At 37.5% G+C, this 17991-nt stretch carries 19 protein-coding genes; 10 read left to right on the top strand and 9 right to left on the bottom strand.

All coding sequences use genetic code 11. The features are described from left to right. Positions 1–69: 69 nt before the first annotated feature. Positions 70–789 carry a DUF421 domain-containing protein gene (locus AC1RFD_RS21800; protein WP_082148191.1) on the top strand — a complete coding sequence of 240 codons (720 nt, stop codon included), beginning with the start codon at positions 70–72 and terminating at the stop codon, positions 787–789. 26 nt (positions 790–815) lie between these two features. On the opposite strand, the gene AC1RFD_RS21795 is transcribed toward AC1RFD_RS21800, so the two are convergent. Further along, entirely contained in the window at positions 816–1520 is a 705-nt protein-coding gene (locus tag AC1RFD_RS21795; protein WP_048395772.1) for a CBS domain-containing protein, read from the bottom strand. Positions 1521–1695: 175 nt separating this feature from the next. Between AC1RFD_RS21795 and AC1RFD_RS21790 the strand changes: the two genes are divergently transcribed. Next, the gene (locus AC1RFD_RS21790; RefSeq protein ID WP_231595764.1) at positions 1696–2460 is read left to right on the top strand and encodes a MerR family transcriptional regulator; all 765 of its coding nucleotides are present in this window, start codon (positions 1696–1698) and stop codon (positions 2458–2460) included. Between the two features lie 2 nt (positions 2461–2462). Then, entirely contained in the window at positions 2463–3116 is a 654-nt protein-coding gene (locus AC1RFD_RS21785) for a GAP family protein (RefSeq protein WP_492475259.1), read from the top strand. 39 nt (positions 3117–3155) lie between these two features. On the opposite strand, the gene AC1RFD_RS21780 is transcribed toward AC1RFD_RS21785, so the two are convergent. The 5 genes from AC1RFD_RS21780 to AC1RFD_RS21760 form a co-directional block, all read right to left on the bottom strand. Further along, entirely contained in the window at positions 3156–3938 is a 783-nt protein-coding gene (locus AC1RFD_RS21780; protein ID WP_492475258.1) for an ABC transporter permease, read from the bottom strand. Further along, entirely contained in the window at positions 3935–4819 is an 885-nt protein-coding gene (locus AC1RFD_RS21775) for an ABC transporter ATP-binding protein (protein WP_048395781.1), read from the bottom strand. Before AC1RFD_RS21775 ends, AC1RFD_RS21780 begins: the two co-directional genes overlap by 4 nt. After that, positions 4816–5019: a PLDc N-terminal domain-containing protein gene (locus tag AC1RFD_RS21770; RefSeq protein ID WP_081010918.1), complete on the bottom strand. Its 204-nt coding sequence runs from the start codon at positions 5017–5019 to the stop codon at positions 4816–4818. Before AC1RFD_RS21770 ends, AC1RFD_RS21775 begins: the two co-directional genes overlap by 4 nt. A gap of 118 nt (positions 5020–5137) precedes the next feature. Then, complete coding sequence (locus AC1RFD_RS21765; protein ID WP_048395783.1) at positions 5138–5569, bottom strand: protein-tyrosine phosphatase family protein; 432 nt, start codon at positions 5567–5569, stop codon at positions 5138–5140. Between the two features lie 21 nt (positions 5570–5590). Beyond that, positions 5591–6538: a carbohydrate kinase family protein gene (locus AC1RFD_RS21760; protein ID WP_054548551.1), complete on the bottom strand. Its 948-nt coding sequence runs from the start codon at positions 6536–6538 to the stop codon at positions 5591–5593. 156 nt (positions 6539–6694) lie between these two features. Here AC1RFD_RS21760 and AC1RFD_RS21755 point away from each other — a divergent pair, with 156 nt between their 5' ends. The 7 genes from AC1RFD_RS21755 to AC1RFD_RS21725 all read left to right on the top strand — a co-directional run bounded on the left by AC1RFD_RS21755 (position 6695) and on the right by AC1RFD_RS21725 (position 14856). Next, positions 6695–7258 carry a GNAT family N-acetyltransferase gene (locus AC1RFD_RS21755; RefSeq protein WP_066038452.1) on the top strand — a complete coding sequence of 188 codons (564 nt, stop codon included), beginning with the start codon at positions 6695–6697 and terminating at the stop codon, positions 7256–7258. Positions 7259–7276: 18 nt separating this feature from the next. Then, positions 7277–8191 carry an EamA family transporter gene (locus AC1RFD_RS21750; RefSeq protein ID WP_492475257.1) on the top strand — a complete coding sequence of 305 codons (915 nt, stop codon included), beginning with the start codon at positions 7277–7279 and terminating at the stop codon, positions 8189–8191. A 199-nt stretch (positions 8192–8390) separates the two neighbouring features. Next, positions 8391–9497: an extracellular solute-binding protein gene (locus AC1RFD_RS21745; RefSeq protein ID WP_492475256.1), complete on the top strand. Its 1107-nt coding sequence runs from the start codon at positions 8391–8393 to the stop codon at positions 9495–9497. An 83-nt stretch (positions 9498–9580) separates the two neighbouring features. Further along, positions 9581–10651 (top strand): ABC transporter ATP-binding protein, encoded by a 1071-nt coding sequence (locus AC1RFD_RS21740; RefSeq protein WP_066038451.1) that lies wholly within the window; start codon positions 9581–9583, stop codon positions 10649–10651. A 12-nt stretch (positions 10652–10663) separates the two neighbouring features. Further along, the gene (locus AC1RFD_RS21735; protein WP_492475255.1) at positions 10664–12370 is read left to right on the top strand and encodes an ABC transporter permease; all 1707 of its coding nucleotides are present in this window, start codon (positions 10664–10666) and stop codon (positions 12368–12370) included. 27 nt (positions 12371–12397) lie between these two features. Continuing rightward, on the top strand, positions 12398–13912 hold the full coding sequence (gene argH / locus AC1RFD_RS21730) for an argininosuccinate lyase (protein ID WP_054548557.1): 1515 nt from the start codon (positions 12398–12400) through the stop codon (positions 13910–13912). Continuing rightward, the gene (locus AC1RFD_RS21725; protein ID WP_492475254.1) at positions 13909–14856 is read left to right on the top strand and encodes an N-acetylglucosamine kinase; all 948 of its coding nucleotides are present in this window, start codon (positions 13909–13911) and stop codon (positions 14854–14856) included. Before argH ends, AC1RFD_RS21725 begins: the two co-directional genes overlap by 4 nt. 21 nt (positions 14857–14877) lie before the next feature. On the opposite strand, the gene AC1RFD_RS21720 is transcribed toward AC1RFD_RS21725, so the two are convergent. The 3 genes from AC1RFD_RS21720 to AC1RFD_RS21710 all read right to left on the bottom strand — a co-directional run bounded on the left by AC1RFD_RS21720 (position 14878) and on the right by AC1RFD_RS21710 (position 17922). Then, positions 14878–16182, bottom strand: coding sequence for a transglutaminase domain-containing protein (locus tag AC1RFD_RS21720; RefSeq protein WP_312145358.1), 1305 nt, complete (start codon positions 16180–16182; stop codon positions 14878–14880). A gap of 90 nt (positions 16183–16272) precedes the next feature. Further along, entirely contained in the window at positions 16273–17409 is a 1137-nt protein-coding gene (locus AC1RFD_RS21715; protein WP_269897513.1) for a transglutaminase domain-containing protein, read from the bottom strand. 252 nt (positions 17410–17661) lie between these two features. Beyond that, the gene (locus tag AC1RFD_RS21710) at positions 17662–17922 is read right to left on the bottom strand and encodes a metal-sensitive transcriptional regulator (protein WP_004233098.1); all 261 of its coding nucleotides are present in this window, start codon (positions 17920–17922) and stop codon (positions 17662–17664) included. Positions 17923–17991 lie beyond the last annotated feature (69 nt).

Raw genomic sequence — 17991 nt, 5'->3', positions numbered from 1 at the left:
ATTGTCGCATACTATCGACCATTTTGCACAAGCTATAGTTCGACAGCTGTAAAAGGAGTTGATATATGCATGGAAAGCTTTATTCATGCTCACTTTTGGGAAATGATTCTACGAACAACACTTTCGTTTTTTGCCTTACTAATTCTGGCACGTCTACTTGGTAAAAAACAATTAGGCCAGTTAACGTTTTTCCATTACATTACAGGTATTACATTTGGGTCGATCGCTTCAGAAATTGCCTCTCAGGAAGAAACACCATTTTTAGATGGTTTGATTTCTCTCGTTTGGTGGAGTGCTTTAACGTATTTGATGACCGTTATTACGATTAAATCTAAAAAAGCTCGCGTTCTCATTGATGATAAACCAACAATTGTTATTCAAAAGGGTCTTATATTAGAATCAGCACTACAAAAAAACCGTCTTCATCTAGATGAGCTTACAATGATGTTACGTGAACAAGCCATTTTCTCCGTACAGGACGTTGAGTATGCTTTACTAGAAACGAATGGAAAGCTCAGTGTGCTACAAAAAACCTCTGAACAAGTGGCTACAAAGCAGGATGTTAAAGCCGATGTATCACCACCTACCTACCTTCCTACAGAAGTTATTTCTGATGGTCAACTTATTACCGAGAATATTGTTGAACTTGAGCTGACAGAAGACTGGGTAATAAAGAAATTGAAAAAGCAAAATGTGCATTCTGTAGAAGAAGTTTATTTTGCTCAAGTCCAAACAAATGGTTCCTTGTACATCAGCTTAAAAGATAAAGCGAGACATTCAAGCCCTTAATTGCTTGTCTAGTCTCGTTTTTTTTGTTAATCAATTTTGACAATATCTAAGGGCGTAATAATACCGAGTAATCTTTGATGTGGTTGACCATGCTCCGTTATTAATAATGCCTCAAAGCGTCTCCCTCTTTCGACTCCTTGTTTAAATATTTCCTCAGCCTCATAGATGGATATCGTTCTACTGACAAATTTGTAATTCACTCTATTTTTCTCATGCAATAAGATATCATGCAGTGTTGGTATTCTTTTCGGTAAATGATCACCACCCATCTTTGACGCAAGCCAATTTGTGATTCCTACTGTTGTGATGAGCCCCTTAAACTGCTTATTATAATAAACAGGAAATTGTGTATATTTGCGCTGACGTATCACTTTTAAAACATGTTTTAAAGAATCATTTTCTTGAAAAATCAATACTCTTTTACGGAACATTTGCCCCACAAGCGTTGGCTTAGCAAGGGTAGCATCTATGTATTCAATTCGTTCTACAACATCAGTATGTGGCTCTGCAATCACATAATGTAATGATGTACGATGATGCACAATCGCATTTCGTAAGTCCGCATATGAGCGGAGATCATCTTCATATTTCTTCACCAAGACATCCTTTTTCTTTGCTTGATCAATCAGCCGATAAAAAGGCATAAAATCCTTCGCACCTACAATATCTCTCAGTCTATGATCTATTCGATTAAACGCTGTCAGGAAACGATCGGAATTTTCAGTTCCCACTTTTCATGTCCCTTCTTTCTATAGTAGTCTATATATTTTCCGAGTTATTTGACAAATTTCGAGTTACACACCCATTATATTCCTAAGTTATAGAGATTCCAAGAAAGGAGTTTTACAATCCCTCTTGAAAGTGACGTTACGTCATTTTATATAATGTCATTAACAGAGAGGAGGAGTGATTACCTTGATTACGATTCACAATGTATCAAAACAAACTGGCATTTCTGTTCGAACGTTACGTTACTATGAGGAGATCGGCTTGTTACTTCCTATAGCAAAGACTGAGGGGGGACATAGGATATACGGAGAGAACGAACTCAAAACGTTACAACAGATTGTATTTTTAAAGGCATTGGGCTTCAAGTTGAAAGAAATTCAGACGCTTATCAATAATTCATGGAACTGGGAAGCAAGTTTAGACCATCAGTTAGCTTTTGTAGCAGAAGAGCAAAAGAAACTACAGCAAATGAAGAACACTATTCTTGGATTAAAGAATGCTTCGTCTATCGAAGGTGGGTTGACAGAGTCCCTTATCCAAAAGTACATTAAGCTTTCAAATCAAGAACGAGATAATAAGCAAGCCTTCCGCCAGCAGATTTTTGCAGCTACAGAAATGGAACTACTTAGAAAATTACCCAATTTAAATAAAAATGATCCTAATTCTTTAGAGTGGATTGGTTTATTAGGTCAATTAAAGCAGCTTCATAAGGAAAGTCCTGAAGCCGATTCCGTTCAGTTTATTATTAAACGAATGATGGAAAAAGCCGAGGTAGAATATAACGGAAATGATGAATTTTTAGAGAAGATGTGGACCATAAGAAAATCTACTTATAAATCTGAACAAATTGGATTATATCCTTTAGAGGAAGAATTTCTACATTTTATAGAGCAGGCTTTTCATGTTTATGAAACAAAAAAACAGGCGTTAGGAAAATCATAATCATGAACATAGAAATGTTGCTACTGATTGGTACCTTAGCTTTGTTAGACATGTTTAGTCCTTCTATAATTGGCGTATCCGTCTATGTATTGCTTGTGACTAAAAAACAGCAGATCCGCCTTTTATTAACCTATTTAATGACTGTTGGGTTGTTTTACTTTAGTACTGGGAATTTTTTAATGTTAGGTCTAGGTGTCATATTCAACCCTATTTCTAATTTGCTAGATAGTTACTCAGCTCGATTAATCATGACCATAGTAGGGGGAATTTTATTTATTGGCAGTTGGTTAGTTCCAAAAAGAAAGGCAAATGGACCCCCTAAACCAAAATCTTTACATGTGGGCTCTATGGTAGCTTTAGGTTTCACAACTTCTATTTTAGAAGTTGCAACCGCTCTTCCTTATTTCGCGGCAATAGGTATTTTAACGAGTAATCAAATAGTGTTTTATGAATGGTTACCTTTATTGGCAGGATATAATTTAGTAATGATTGCACCAGGGATCATCCTACTATGCTTACATCTATTATTCCGCCGATTTATGAATAAACCTTTAAGAAAAATTCAAACGCTTTTTGATCAAAGAACAAGCTCGACCCTTTCTTGGATTATGTTCTTTGTAGGATTGATTTTGCTTATAAATGGTAGGATGATTTAAAATAAAAAACGGTAAAAATCCATTTTTACCGTTTTCTCTTCAGATTTTTGTCATAGACGCATTTCTTTTCATCATCACGATACCAATGCCGATGCAGATAATTGTCAATGCTAGCGTAATGACTAAGCTCCACCAGTAATCTGACATCTCTATTGTTCCTCGAAATTTTGCAATTCCGTAGCTTGCCAGTTTCCACGGAGATATTGTCCAAAAGATTCCTATAATCATATCGATAATTTGCCCAACAAAGATTACTGTAAATGCACATGTTGTAGCAATAACTGTTTTAAAGCTGGCACTCATCATTAACGTAACAGCTATCACAAATAGCAGCCAAATATAGTACGTAGAAAAGCTTACTAACAGTGCACCCACGTCCAACGTTCCATATAGAATAGTAGTATAATAGACACTTGCACCAAACCCAGCTAAAATACTAACAAAACAAATGGTGCTCATAACAACAAATTTACTCAAAAAATATGCGCCAAATGATATAGGCCTAGAATATAGTAATGTTGCCATACCATTAGCGCGTTCCTTACTAATAGCTCCTACAAATGAAGCCATCATCACCAATAAGCCAATTGTTTGAAATTGCCCGATAGAAGCTTGAATTAAATCCAGTGGCATTAATTCTGGCATCAACATTTCAAAGCCCTCTGGAACATTTCCAACAGCATTTAAAATATCCATCATATAATAGTTTGTTAGTGGATCACTCATTCCAAGCAGAGCAAACACTAGAGGAATCCATAGAAACTTCCAACTCCGCCATGCTTCTCTAAATTCCTTTTGCAGAAGTACATTGAATCCTCTCATGCCTTTTTCGCCACCTTCATGAAAATTTCTTCCAAAGATGCTGTCTGTCGCTCTACCTTTCTAATTGTATAAGGACATTCACTTAACCGTTGAAGCAACATTTTCATCGTCGGCTCTTCATTCACGATCTCAATATACACATTACAACCTATTACATGATTAGAGGAATTTGCAAAAAGCTTAGCCTCTTCTTCACTGCCAAATTCAATGACATAATTTTGCTCATCAAAACGTTGCCGTACTTCACGTAATGTTCCCTGCTCTACTAGTTTTCCATTTTGCAAGAATAATAGTTGATCTGTCATTTCTTCAGCATCATTTAAAATATGCGTTGAGTATAAAATAGTCGTCTCTTGCTGTAGTCCTTTTAATAAATCAAGTACTTCTCTACGGCCAACTGGATCTAATGCTGAAACAGGTTCGTCTAATAGCAGTAATTTAGGCTTATGCACTATTGCTTGGGAAATACCTAGTCGCTGCTTCATTCCACCTGAAAAAGAGGCTATTTTTTTATGTTGGACGTCCCCTAACCCTACAAATTCTAAGGTTTTTTGTGCTTCTAATTTAGCCTTTTTGGCTGCTACACCATTCAACTTTGCAGCCATTTCTGTAAACTCTAACGCAGTTAACCAAGGATGAAATTGTGGATATTGGGGTAAAAAACCTATATTCGCACGTAAATCATTACCTAGCATTTTTACATTTCCAGCAGTCGGTCTTAAAAGCCCCGTTAACATAGATAAAGTGGTTGTCTTGCCAGCTCCATTTGGACCAATTAAAGCCGTAGAAGTTTTTTCCTCTAAGTTAAAATGAATAGCATCTACAACTTTGTGCTCTGCAAATTGCTTGGTCAAACCTATAACTTGAAGTAAAGTTGTCATGACTGCTTTCTCCCCACTATAAAGTACGCAATTGATCCAAATAGATTAGCAAAAAGAATAATAAACACCCAAAGAATTTTAGGGCCGTTTGTTGCATGAATTTTTCGTAAATCAATAAGTGCTACAATCATCAAAATAATTTGAACGATGATGAGCGGTGCTATTACTGCCCATGGAACTTTTGCTAATTCCTCCATCATACAGATCACCTCATTATTTGTTATACATTAACTATAACAACTTTGTTCTAATATGTATAGAACAAAGTATCTCTTACATCATAAAAAAAGATGTACCTTAATTAGTACATCTTCTCAATTATTTATAAAGTTTTTGCAGCGCGTCTTCCATTTTAGGGCGTATCGTCACCAATGGACGAGCTTTTTTGACAGCTGCCTGTGCTGCTTCTAATGAATCAGCCATTCCCAACTCCATTAATATAGCAGTAGCTGCAACACCTGCACGTCCACCACCACTTCCACAGTGAACATATACTTTTTGCCCTGTCTCAAAGGCTATAGCAACTTCTTGCGCGACTTGTTGAATGGATGATGCTACCTCACTATCTTCATCTGCTATAGGCATATGTTTATAAGAATAAGGAACTGTCTCCTGGTCTTGAGGGGATAGCCCTTGAACACGAACATCTATCACAACATCAACGGATTCTTGTGTAAATGCAGCCTCTGCATCTTTTGCACCGCCAAAGAACAGTTGATCCTTTACTAAAACATCGTAGTCTTTCCCCATATTCTCCACGCCTCACATGTTTTATTTTAGTAAATGCTTAATATCCTCATAATATGGTAGAGCCGTTAAAGCACCTGCTTTTGTTGCGGCAAAAGCTCCTAATTTGTTGCCAAAGCTTGTACAACGCACTAGTTCTTCTTTTGTTGTAGGTAAACCATTGTAATGGACATCACGTAGGACACCTGCCATAAATGCATCTCCCGCACCTGTTGTATCCACAGGCACTACTTTCTCAGTAGGTACATGGATAACTTCACCATTAAGGACTGCATAAGTCCCGTTTTCTCCTACGGTAATTAAAATAATAGGCACTAAATAGCTATTTAATTGCTCGATACCTTCTTCTAAGCTACTTGTCTCTGTCAGGAAGAATAGCTCATCATCCGTCACCTTTAAAATATCGACATCCTCGAAAAATGATGTAATCGTATCTCGACAAATTTCTTCACTGCTCCAACGTAAAGGACGAATATTTGCATCCATTGCAATAATCGCACCCTTGTCCTTAGCCATTTCTACTGCTGCTCGTGTTGTAGCAAGAGCTGTTGGATGGAACATTGTGCCTGAACACACCGTTAAAGCAGAGGCATGCTTAAAAGCTGCTTCATTTAGCTGTGATGGTTCAACTTGTAAATCAGGTGTTTCATCAACATAATCCTTAAAAATTCGCTCACATGCTTCTGTTAGATGCACATATACACCACTTACTCGTTTTGCTGGATCAAATACGGCATAATCCAGTTTCACACCCTCTTGGGCAAGCCCATCTCGCACAAATTGCGAGCCCTCGTCATCCCCCGTAATTGTAATTAATGCGGAAGGCGCACCAATGCGGCTAATACCCGCTGCAACATTGACCGTTGCGCCACCCATATATTTAGTAAATGATGTGTTTGTTACATCATCAGCAATATAGTCAATAAAAGCATCTCCATAGACTAATATAAAATCCTTCTCTTGCTTTGTCATGATAGTCCTCCTGAAAGTCTAGTCATTATAGATTAACACGAAAATTGTCATTCTATAAAGGTTTTTACTTTTGGGATTTCTTTATGAGCGGATGGATAACTTGAGTCATCCCCTATCTTTGTTATACTTGCCTATAGAAAGGTAGGGATTATCAAAATGAGTATTACAATTCGACAAGCGCAACCACAAGATGCCCATGCCGTTGTGCCTTTAATTATCGACGCCATTGGCGATATTGCTAATCGCTTAACTGGTGAGCAATCAACGGAGGCTGTTATACAAGAGCTGACTGTTCTTTTTCACCAAGAAGACAATCGACATTCTTATTTAAATACTTTTGTCGCTACTGAAAATGAACAGATTTTGGGGATTCTCGTTTATTATCACGGCGAACAAGCCGTTCACATGGACGCTAACCTTGTTAAATGGCTTGAAGCAAAAAATGCGCCATCCATTGTTATTGACCAAGAAGCCCATGAAGATGAGGCTTACATTGATACAGTTTGTGTTGCACCAGCTGCACGTGGTAAAGGAATCGGAACATTGCTATTACAATTTGCTGAAGAGCTGACAAAGCAGCGTGGCTATACAAAATTATCATTAAATGTTGAAACCCAAAAAGAAGAAGCTCGCCGTCTTTATGAACGACTAGGATTTGTTATTACGGAGCCTTGGTCAATTATTGATGAGCCTTTTCACCATATGGTTAAACAGTTTTAGGAAGTGAATAACTAATATATGAAAAACAATTTGATTTACCCTCTTTTGATTGTTATTGCATCTAGTAGTTACGGGATCTTGTCGACTATTGTCAAAGTAGCTATGCAGCATGGCTTTACATCAGCAGAGGCTGTATCAAGCCAATATATTATTGGCTTTTTACTCGTAATATCCATCTTTATTTTTACTGACAGAAAATTACCAAGACCGTCCAAGAAGGGCTTACTTATTTTAATATGCGCGGGAATTTTTACAGGGACAACAGGTATCGTGTACGGAGAATCTTTAAAGTATCTTCCTGCTTCTCTTGCAGTAGTCATGTTATTCCAATTTACATGGATTGGTCTACTGATTGATTGTGCCCTCCATAAAAGATTACCAAATAGACCTGAAGTAATTTCAATCGTTATCTTATTTATAGGAACGATTCTAGCTGCAGGTGTATTAAATGTAGATTTAAGTGACATTCCTATTCAAGGATGGCTATTCGGTTTTACAGCAGCCGTTACTTTTGCATGTTTTATTCAATTTAATTCTCGACCCGTCGAGGGCGTGACTACCACATCAAGGGTATTAATCGTTTCCTCTGTAGCCCTTATTTTGATCAGTATTTTCCTAAGCCCCGAGGTTATTTGGAACGGTAAACTATTCATGCAAGGCCTGTGGAAATACGGACTAGCATTAGGTCTTTTCGGTATCATTTTACCGATTTATCTATTTTCAATTGCTATCCCTAAAATCGGTGGTGCGCTTGCTTCTATTTTAAGTGCCATTGAATTACCAGTGGCTGTTACTGTTTCCGTTATTGTTTTGCATGAACCTTTAACTGCTGTACAAATTATCGGGATTGTACTGGTGATTGCTGGTATGATGCTGCCAACCATTGTTGCACAACGTCAACAAAAGGATAGCTTATTAGAAGCACATTCATAAAACGACAAAAAACTCCTTAAAAATGGAATGATTCCTTTTTAAGGAGTTTTTTTGAACTTTAATGAAATGCCATTGCTTACCATTATGCACTTCGCTATGATGAATGCAAATGTAATTTTTTAATAATTCTAACATTAATGTTCCCCTTCGGTATTATACTGCAATATGCAAGTAACTTACTTTAAGAAAGGGGAAGTTGATGAAAAAAGCCTATATTCTTGGTTTTTTCCTTATGTTAATGCTTTTCGTTTTAGCTGCTTGTAATGGCAAAGATCAGCAAAATTCTACAAATGATGCAGCAAATAATGACGAGGCATCGGATGGTAAAAAAACAGAAGTAGCAGCAACGTCGCCTTCAGGCAAGCTAGTAATTTACACTGGACGTGACGAAGAAATGGTGCAAAATGTGATCGATCAGTTTAATGAAAAATATCCAGACATTGAAGTAGAATTTCTAACGATGGGTGCTCAACAAATTTTAGAACGTCTTCGTGGAGAGAAAGCCAATCCTCAAGCAGATTTTTGGTGGGGCGGAACCCAATCAGCGCTCATTGTTGGCGCCAATGAAGACTTACTACATGCTTGGCAGCCGAGCTTTATTGACTCTATTGATACCACACACAAAGATGTTGAAGGACGATGGTTCGGAGAGATGCTGTTACCAGAAGTAATTATGATTAATAGTGATTTACTAACAAAAGAAACTGGTCCACAGGACTGGGATGAATTATTAGATCCTAAATGGAAGAATCAAATTTTAATCAGAGGTGTACTGGCGTCAGGCACAATGCGTACGATTTACTCTTCCATGATTGTACGGCAAGATGCAGATTCACCAGAAAAAGGCTATGAATGGTTACTACAATTAGATGCCAATACAAAGGAGTACACACAAGACCCTAATGCCTTGTATTTAAAGCTAACACGTCAAGAAGGCAGTGTCTCCCTATGGAATCTACAAGATATTTTGTTAAAAAAATATACGACAGATTATCCTTTTGATTATATTTATCCTAAAAGTGGAGCACCTATTTTAGTAGACGGTGTAGCAGTTGTAAACAATGCGAAAAACCTAGAAAATGCGAAACTATTTGTAGAGTTTTTATTTGAAAAAGAGATGGTAACACAATTAGCTAATGATTACTATCAAATTCCTACACGTTCTGATATCGACAAAGCCTCCATGCCAGAATGGTATCAGGAATTAGATTTAAAAACATTTGATATTGATTGGCAGCTAATGTCTGACAAAGAAGCAGAATGGATGGAATACTGGGATAACAATATTAAAGGGCGCGGTAAATAGTAGAACGGGTAAAAATTCGGCTTATACAGCGAATTTTTACCTTCCTGTATCATCTAGATTCTTTGTTAGAGAGGAGCTAATGATTGAGAAGTGTCAGAATTGAAAATGTCTCGAAGCAATTTGGTCAAGTGTATGGCGTGAAAGACTTAAATCTTGAAATAAAAGCTGGTGAATTTTTTACCTTTCTCGGTCCTAGCGGCTGTGGCAAAACAACCACTTTAAGGATGCTTGCAGGCTTTTATTACCCTACTAAAGGCAAAATTCTTTTTGATGAGCGAGATGTCACTCGACTTCAGCCCAATAAGCGCAATATCGGCATGGTATTTCAAAATTATGCCCTTTTCCCCCATATGACAGTTGATGAGAATATTGCATTTGGTTTACAAGTTCGAAAATTTTCAAAAGCTGAGATTCAGCACAAGGTTGATCGAATTAGAGGCCAAGTGCATCTTGCTGCTTACGGCAACAGAAAAATAAATGAGCTATCTGGTGGACAGCAGCAACGTGTTGCTTTAGCTAGAGCACTCGTGATAGAGCCAGATATTTTATTGCTTGATGAACCTCTATCCAATCTAGATGCAAAATTGCGTGAGGAAACACGTATTGAAATCAAACGAATCCAATCTGAGCTTGGAGTCACAACGATATACGTTACTCACGATCAAATGGAGGCCATGTCTATGTCGGATCGAATTATGGTCATGGAAAATGGCTATATCAAACAAATTGGTACTCCTCAGGAAATTTATCATCAACCCAAGGATCGTTTTGTGGCAAATTTTATTGGTGAAACTAATTTAATTGAATGCTCAATCCAAGCTATTGATGGGGAAAATGTACAAGTACGAACAGTGAATGGACATAATTTAACTGGGCGAAAGCAACAAAGCTCTCCCTCCTTAACGCATATGATTGGAGACAAAGTATTTATTTCTATTCGTCCAGAATCGATTCAACTTGGTACTGGTGAAAACACATTAACAGGAAAAATTACATTTGTTGAATTCACAGGCATTAGCGTTAATTACATTGTAGATTTTACTGCGTTCTCACTTAAAGTAATGCTTATTAATTCTTATGACCAAATCAAAAAGATCGGTGAAGATATTACAATCCATATGGCACAAGATTCACTATACTTTTTAGGGGAATAGGAGGAAGCCAATATGGAGAAACAGTCTGAAAGTACGTGGACGCGAATTTTTCATGCTAATTGGTTTGTCTATGTTTTAATATCGCCATTATTTTTAGTGTTATTCGCCTATGTGGTTTACCCCTTCTATCAAACTTTCATCCAAAGCTTTGCTGGCGATGAAGCATTCTTTCACTATAAGAAATTTTTTGATATAGCTAGTCCAGCAAATTTAGAGGCCTTGTGGACCAGTATTTATATTTCATTTATCAGTGTTATTTGCTGTGCACTTGTTGGGGTAACAATGGCCTTTTTACTAGAACGCTATAATTTCCCTGGGAGACGGATATTGTCTGTTTTAGTTTTGGTTCCAATGGCACTTCCTCCTCTAGTAGGTGTTTTGTCCTTTTCATTTTTATATGGTGATAGCGGGATTTTCCCACGAATTTTTCAGCATCTATTTGGGTTGGATCACGTTCCTTTTGCCTTGAAGGGAATATGGGGCGTCATCGTTGTTCATACATTCACAATGTATACGTACTTCTATTTGACTGCCTCTGCTGCTATTAAGGGGCTTGATCCTGCTCTTGAAGAGGCAGCTACTAGTCTGGGTGCAGGGCGTATTCGCGTATGGACAAAGGTTATTTTACCAATGCTCACACCTTCTATTGTTGCCTCATCCTTATTGGTGTTTATGATTTCTATGGCTTCTTATACTGCACCTTTGATGTTTGGTGTAGAGCGTACTATGACGATGCAAATTTATTTATCACGTACAAATGGTAATCTTGAGATGGCTGCGACACAGTCGATGATATTATCTTTTGTATCTATCACTTTTTTAATCATTATGCGCTGGTATCAAAATCGCAGAAATTATCAAAATCTAAGTAAGGGAATTAGTGTTCATCGTTCAGAGGTATCCTCAAAAAAGGTAAAAATTATAGCAACAATCGCTTCTTTTGTTGGCACATTAATATTGATACTGCCTATTTTAGTGTTGATATTGATCTCTTTTTCTGTGGATGGCGCTTGGAAAACGCAAATTCTCCCGACCGACTATACAATTGATCATTATATTGCCCTTTTTACCGATGAGCGCACATGGCGACCTATTTGGAACTCCATTCAAATGGGTGTCATTGCAACACTGGGCAATATTATCTTTGGTGTCGCGGCTGCTTATGCTATGGTGCGCTTAAATTTTAAAGGGAAAACCTTGCTCGATATTTTGATAATGGTACCTTGGGCTTTGCCAGGAACAGTTGTTGCTGTTAATTTAATTGCTGCTTTTAGTACAGAAAGTATCTTTAGTTTTAATCAAGTATTGATCGGGACATTTTGGATTTTGCCATTAGCCTACTTTATTCGACATTTACCACTTGTTTTTCGATCAACATCCGCCTCTCTTGTACAGCTAGATCAATCGATTGAAGAGGCATCACGTGGCTTAGGAGCCAACTGGTGGTATACATTTAGACGTATTGTTGTGCCTTTAACATTCACCGGGATTTTAGCAGGGACACTCTTAGCCCTCGTGCAAAGCTTTGGTGAATTCGTTGCATCCATTCTAATTTACAGTACATCCACTATTCCATTGTCTGTAGCGATATTCCAAAAATTATATGCATTTAAATTTGGGACCGCCTGTGCTTATGGTGTCTTACAAATTTGTTTAATTTTAGTTGTCCTTATTATTTCTGAAAAACTATCAAAAGGCAGTGCTGGTACAGCCATTTAGCTGCCAATCTATTAGGGGGCCATGACAATGTTTGAAGATTTTCGCAATAAAACACAGCTGGAAGATGGGATGATATTCCCTTCTAACATCTATCGAAAAATTGTTTTACAGCCAGCTTATGATGAGGCAAAAAAAAATTTTTTAACAATTATGCTACAAATCAATATTGCTCATTTAAAAATGTTAGAAGAACAAGGACTTGTAAAAAAAGATGAAGCAAAGCAAATTGGGATAGCTCTAAAAAAAATTGACTTAAATTATTATCGTTTAGAGGATTACAGTCCCCAATATGAGGATTTATTTTTCCGGATTGAAAATAAATTAATAGAGCTTGCTGGTGATGTTGCTGGAAATCTTCACATTGGCAGAAGCCGAAATGATATGGGTATTGCCATCTATCGAATGACATTAAGAAAAAAATTATTACTATTAATGCGCGAGTTACTAACATTACGTGATGATTTAATCGCTGCTGCAGAGGAACATATCGATACCATTATGATTGGCTACACACATACACAGCAGGCCCAGCCTACAACCTTCGCCCATTATTTAAAGGCCGTCATCGATCAGCTAGAGCGTGATTTTGAACGAATGCAGCATGTCTATAAAACCGTCAATCGTAGCAGTATGGGAGCCGCTGCCTTAACAACGACAGGCTTTAATATTAGTAGAGAACGTATGCGTGATCTACTAGCCTTTGATGATATTATCGAAAATGCATGGGATGCGGTTGCAGGAGCAGATTATATAGCTGAGGCTGCAAGTATTGTACAGCTTGCAGCACTCAATCTTGGCCGTACTTCTCAAGATTTTTTATTATGGGCTACTCAGGAGTTTAATGCGTTTACACTCGCAAGTCCATATGTGCAAATAAGCTCTATTATGCCTCAAAAGCGTAATCCTGTTTCTATAGAACATACACGCTCATTACTATCTGCGGTTGTAGGAGATGCAAGTACAGTATTACAGATGGTACATAATACACCTTTTGGCGATATCGTAGACACTGAGGATGATATGCAGCCTTATTTATGGCGTGCCATTGACCGCTTAATTGGTATTTATAAGTTGTTTGGTTCGCTTGTTGTTACAATGGATGTCAATAAGAAGAAGTTAAAAAATCGCGCTGAAAATAGCTTTGCGAATGTCACTGAGCTCGCTGATACATTAGTCCGTTCAGAGGGCATTTCCTTCCGTCAAGCACATAGTATTGTTAGTAAATGTATTAAGGTTCTACTTGCTCATGGAGAGGAATCATTAGCTAGTCTTACATGGGGACTTGCAAATACACAATCGAAATTGATCACGGGCAAGGAATTAACTATTTCAGAAGAGGATTTCTATAAGACATTAAAACCAGAATCTTTTGTTGGTGTACGAACATTACTAGGTGGACCCGCTCCAGCCACTATGAAAGCTGCTCTTGAACGCTCCAAACTGAATGCCCATGATTTTTATGAATGGATTCGCTTAAAGGAAAGTTCCATTATTGAAGCAGAAAAAGAACTAACAGCCTTTCTAGAGGAATGGAATCAATGAAGCAATGGTTATTAATTATTGATGGTGGGGCGACAAAAACAGCATGTGCTGTTGTTCATGCTGAATCTGGTGACATTGAATATTCTATATCCGCTAAAGGCTCTAATTATCAAGCCATTGGTGTTGAATCAGCTACAGCAATTTTACAAGAGCTTTTTGCAAATGTTGAAACATTTTTGCAAAAGTATCCTAATTCTCAAATCGCTGTAGCTACCTTTGCTTTAGCTGGCATTGATTCTCCGAAGGATCATGCAACCGTCGTAACCATTGTTCAAAATGCTCTTCAGACCACACAGTTACAAATCGATACACTAATTATTGAAAATGATGCGGAGGCCACACTATTAGGTGTGACTGCTGGACAGGCAGGTGCACTACTCATCGCTGGAACAGGAGCTATTGCCTATGCCTTTGATGGGCAGCGGATTGTACGTGTAGGGGGTTGGGGACATCGGGCTGGCGATGAGGGAAGTGGGTATTGGTTAGGGCAGGAAGTCGTAAGAGCTATATTTAAGATGGAGGATGGTCGTGGGAAACCAACAATCTTAAAGGAAGCCGTCTATCAATCTTTAGGTATACAAGATGTTACAGAGCTCGCTGAATGGCTATTCCGCCCTTCCTATACCAATGCACAACTGGCCAAGATGGGTTCCTTTGTGGCAAAGGCAGTCGAGCAAAAAGATGCTTGTGCCATCGAAATATCTCAACAAGCAGCCCACGAACTAGCTATTCTAGCAAACGCTGTATTGAAAAAAATTAACTATCAGAATACACCATTTAATCTATATTGCAATGGTGGTGCCATCAAGCATAATCCACTCATTTTAAAGTTCTTTACAGAGGAAATAACCTTCATGTATCCTCAAGTGGACATTATCCTTTGTCAGCATCAGCCTATTACCTATTTAATTGAACGAACAAAAAGGGCATATGACTGTTTATAAGTCATTGCCCTTTTCTTGCTTTTAAAGTGCCAGTCTCTTCAATTCATTCGTCGTAAAATAGAGATACCCATCCTTTATAAATAAATCCTTCGAATCCTCCCTATTTAGTACCTCTTCTCCACTACCATCTGGACGAATCTTTGTTAAATACGCCCCTCGGGAATAATTACTAAAGTAGAGCCAACCATCCGAATAAACGATATATTGTGCCCGTGAATTTGTGACACGCTTCGTTTTACCAGTTTTCATATCTAGTACATATAACTTATTGTCATCTGCAATATTACTATAAAACAATTGGTCTCCAACCTGTGCTGGGAAGTCTATATCATGATAATAACTATACAGTGTGCTTGTTGCTTTTGGATAGTCTTCAGCAATCCACGTGTGATCCTTCGCCATTGTACGGTCATCTACTAAAAAGTATTGGTAGCGTATTGCGCCCTTACGATCTGGTACTGGATCATTCCATGTCGTATCGAGATGATACCATTGTCCATCCAACTTGACTAGATTCCACGCATGTCCCTCTTGACCTACATAGCCTACGATATATTTTGTTTCAATACCCAATTTTTGAAGCATAGAGTGGGCAAGTAAAGCATAGCCCTGACATACTCCCCCGTGCTCGGCAAGAACGGTATAAGCGCTGTGTGGGCTAGAATTCGTTTGTTCTGTATAGGAAGTATTGGCAACAATATAGTCATTGACAGCTCGTACCTTTTCTACATCCGTCATAGATTTTTTACTAATCTTAGCAATAATTTCTTGAACATTCATCTCCACATATGCCGCCTGCTCTGGCGTCATTAAATAGCTCTGTTCTCCAAAAATAGTTGCTTTATTTCGCCCATATTCATATCGAATTGAATGTTTACTTACATGGCCGTAAACATAGTCATCGCGTTTGATAGCATTGTTATAGGCCTCTTCTACAATTTGTTCAATTCGCTGTGTATTCCCTTTATATTGAATTTCAAACTTTGGTGAAAAGCTATTATAGTACGCATACATCGCATCAGCCAGTTCCTTGGCATTTGTCACGACTAACTTTGTTTCAGGTTTCTGAATAGGTGGAGCTGTAGGGGCTACCTCCGCTTCATGGACATCTTCTATAGGTAGGGCTGTTTCAATTGAGGCATTATCTGAAAGTCTTGCAGTAACATCTACGATCTTCTCTTTTGTTGAAAGTAGCATAGTTTCTATGTCATCATTATTTGTCCAATCGACCACCTGCTGAACAACAGCCTTACCAGCCGTATAAATAGGATCAATAAAAATAATAATAATGGCAATTATAGCTAATTTCTTCCACAAACTCCTCACCTCCAACCGTCTTCCTTACATTATATACAAAAAAAGCACAAAGAACTCACTTAAGGGTCCATTTGTGCCTGTTAATATTTGTTTGTTGACTTAATTAATTTTAAGTTTATGTTCTTTTGTCTGGACATTATACAGTAAATAATTGTCACTAACCTTTAAATTTGTTACTGGCTGCTTCACTAGCACCTCAGCTTTTAACGTTTTTAAATCTAGCTTTGTCAAATACCCACCGTTACTGTAATCACTATAATATAGGTTTTGATTAGTCCCTGTAATATACAACGCACGTTTATCTAATACCTTTGACTTGCTACCACTAGTCATATCAAGCTTATACAGTTTATCGTTATCTGCAGTATTACTAAAATAAACAATATTATTTAACTGATGTGCGAAATGAACATTAAGCAAATAACTGTATTTAGTGCTTGTAGCAGGAGGATAATTTCCTTTAATCCAAGTGTGATCTTTGCTAATTTGATTGTCCGACACTAAAAAATAGTCATAGGACGCCGCACCAACGCGATTTGGCAAAGGATCGTTCCATGTTGTATCCAAATGATACCATTTCCCATCAACCTTTACTAAATTCCAAGCATGTGCCTCATTCCCATTTACAAAACCTACAACATATTTTGTCTCTATCCCAGACTGCTCTAACATAGCATGTGCTGCCAATGCATAACCCTGGCATACAGCTTGTCCTTCAAAAAACAAAGCATAAGCACTATGTGGACTTGCCTTAGTTTTAGTCCCGTACATAGTATTGGATACAATATAATCGTTAATAGCTTTTACTTTTTGGAAATCTGTCATAGAAGGTTTGATAATATTTTTCAATATTAGATTAATCTTTTTTTGTACAGCTACTTCTTGAGTTTGACTTGTCAGGTACTTCATTTTATACGTTACATTCCCTAGAGAATCTGCGGAAACCATGGTACTTTCTATATGTCCACTTGCATAAACGGCTTGTTGCTTAGCTTTTTCAAGTGCGTCCATCATTTCTTTTTTGAGGTCGCCTATTTTGCCTGTATACGTAATTTTTATATCGGTCTCAAAGTTTTGTATTTGCTTTGCAAGTTCTTCTGTTAATTGATCCCAATTTGCTACTGTTGAGTTCGCTACCATAGGATAAATTTGGGAGGTATTTTCTGTTTGTTTTGCATAGACCGCAGTTGGACTTAATATCAATAAAGCCGCACCACATAACAATAATTTTTTCATCACTCATCACCTTCCCTTGATTCTTTCTTCACTATTTAGCATAGCAAAGAATGTACCTACTAAGCTATAATACAAGTTCACTAACTAAGACTTTTAACTAAAAATATATTAAATTTTATATAATATAAAATACCTAATAATAAAATATAATTAGCGAATATAACTATTTTTTTGCAAAATAATAAAACTCACCTAATTAATAGTGAGTTTTATTTCGATTTAGATTCTGTAATTGTTCAGGAGTTTAGAAAATTATCTACTTTTCACCACTAAATTAACTGCTTCCTGAATGGCTTCGTTCATTTTTTCGCCATCCCCTTCAGCATTCTGTACACATTCCAATAGGTTTGTACTAACAATAACCCCAACTGTACGGTCTACAGCAGAGCGTACTGCTGATAATTGTGTAATGACTGCCTTACAGTCTTTTTCCTCCTCCATCATTTTCAAAATGCCACGTAGCTGTCCTTCCATCCGTTTCACACGATTTTTCACTTGATCTGAATATTCCATATACATTGCTCCTTCTCTTATACTCGCTACGCTCTAATGAGTGATCGTTATTCTTTATCCTAGCTCATT

The organism is Lysinibacillus sp. GW823-FHT02G10 (assembly GCF_058797135.1).
Note: the sequence above shows the minus strand (reverse complement) of the source record. Positions and strands in the feature narration are given on the sequence as shown.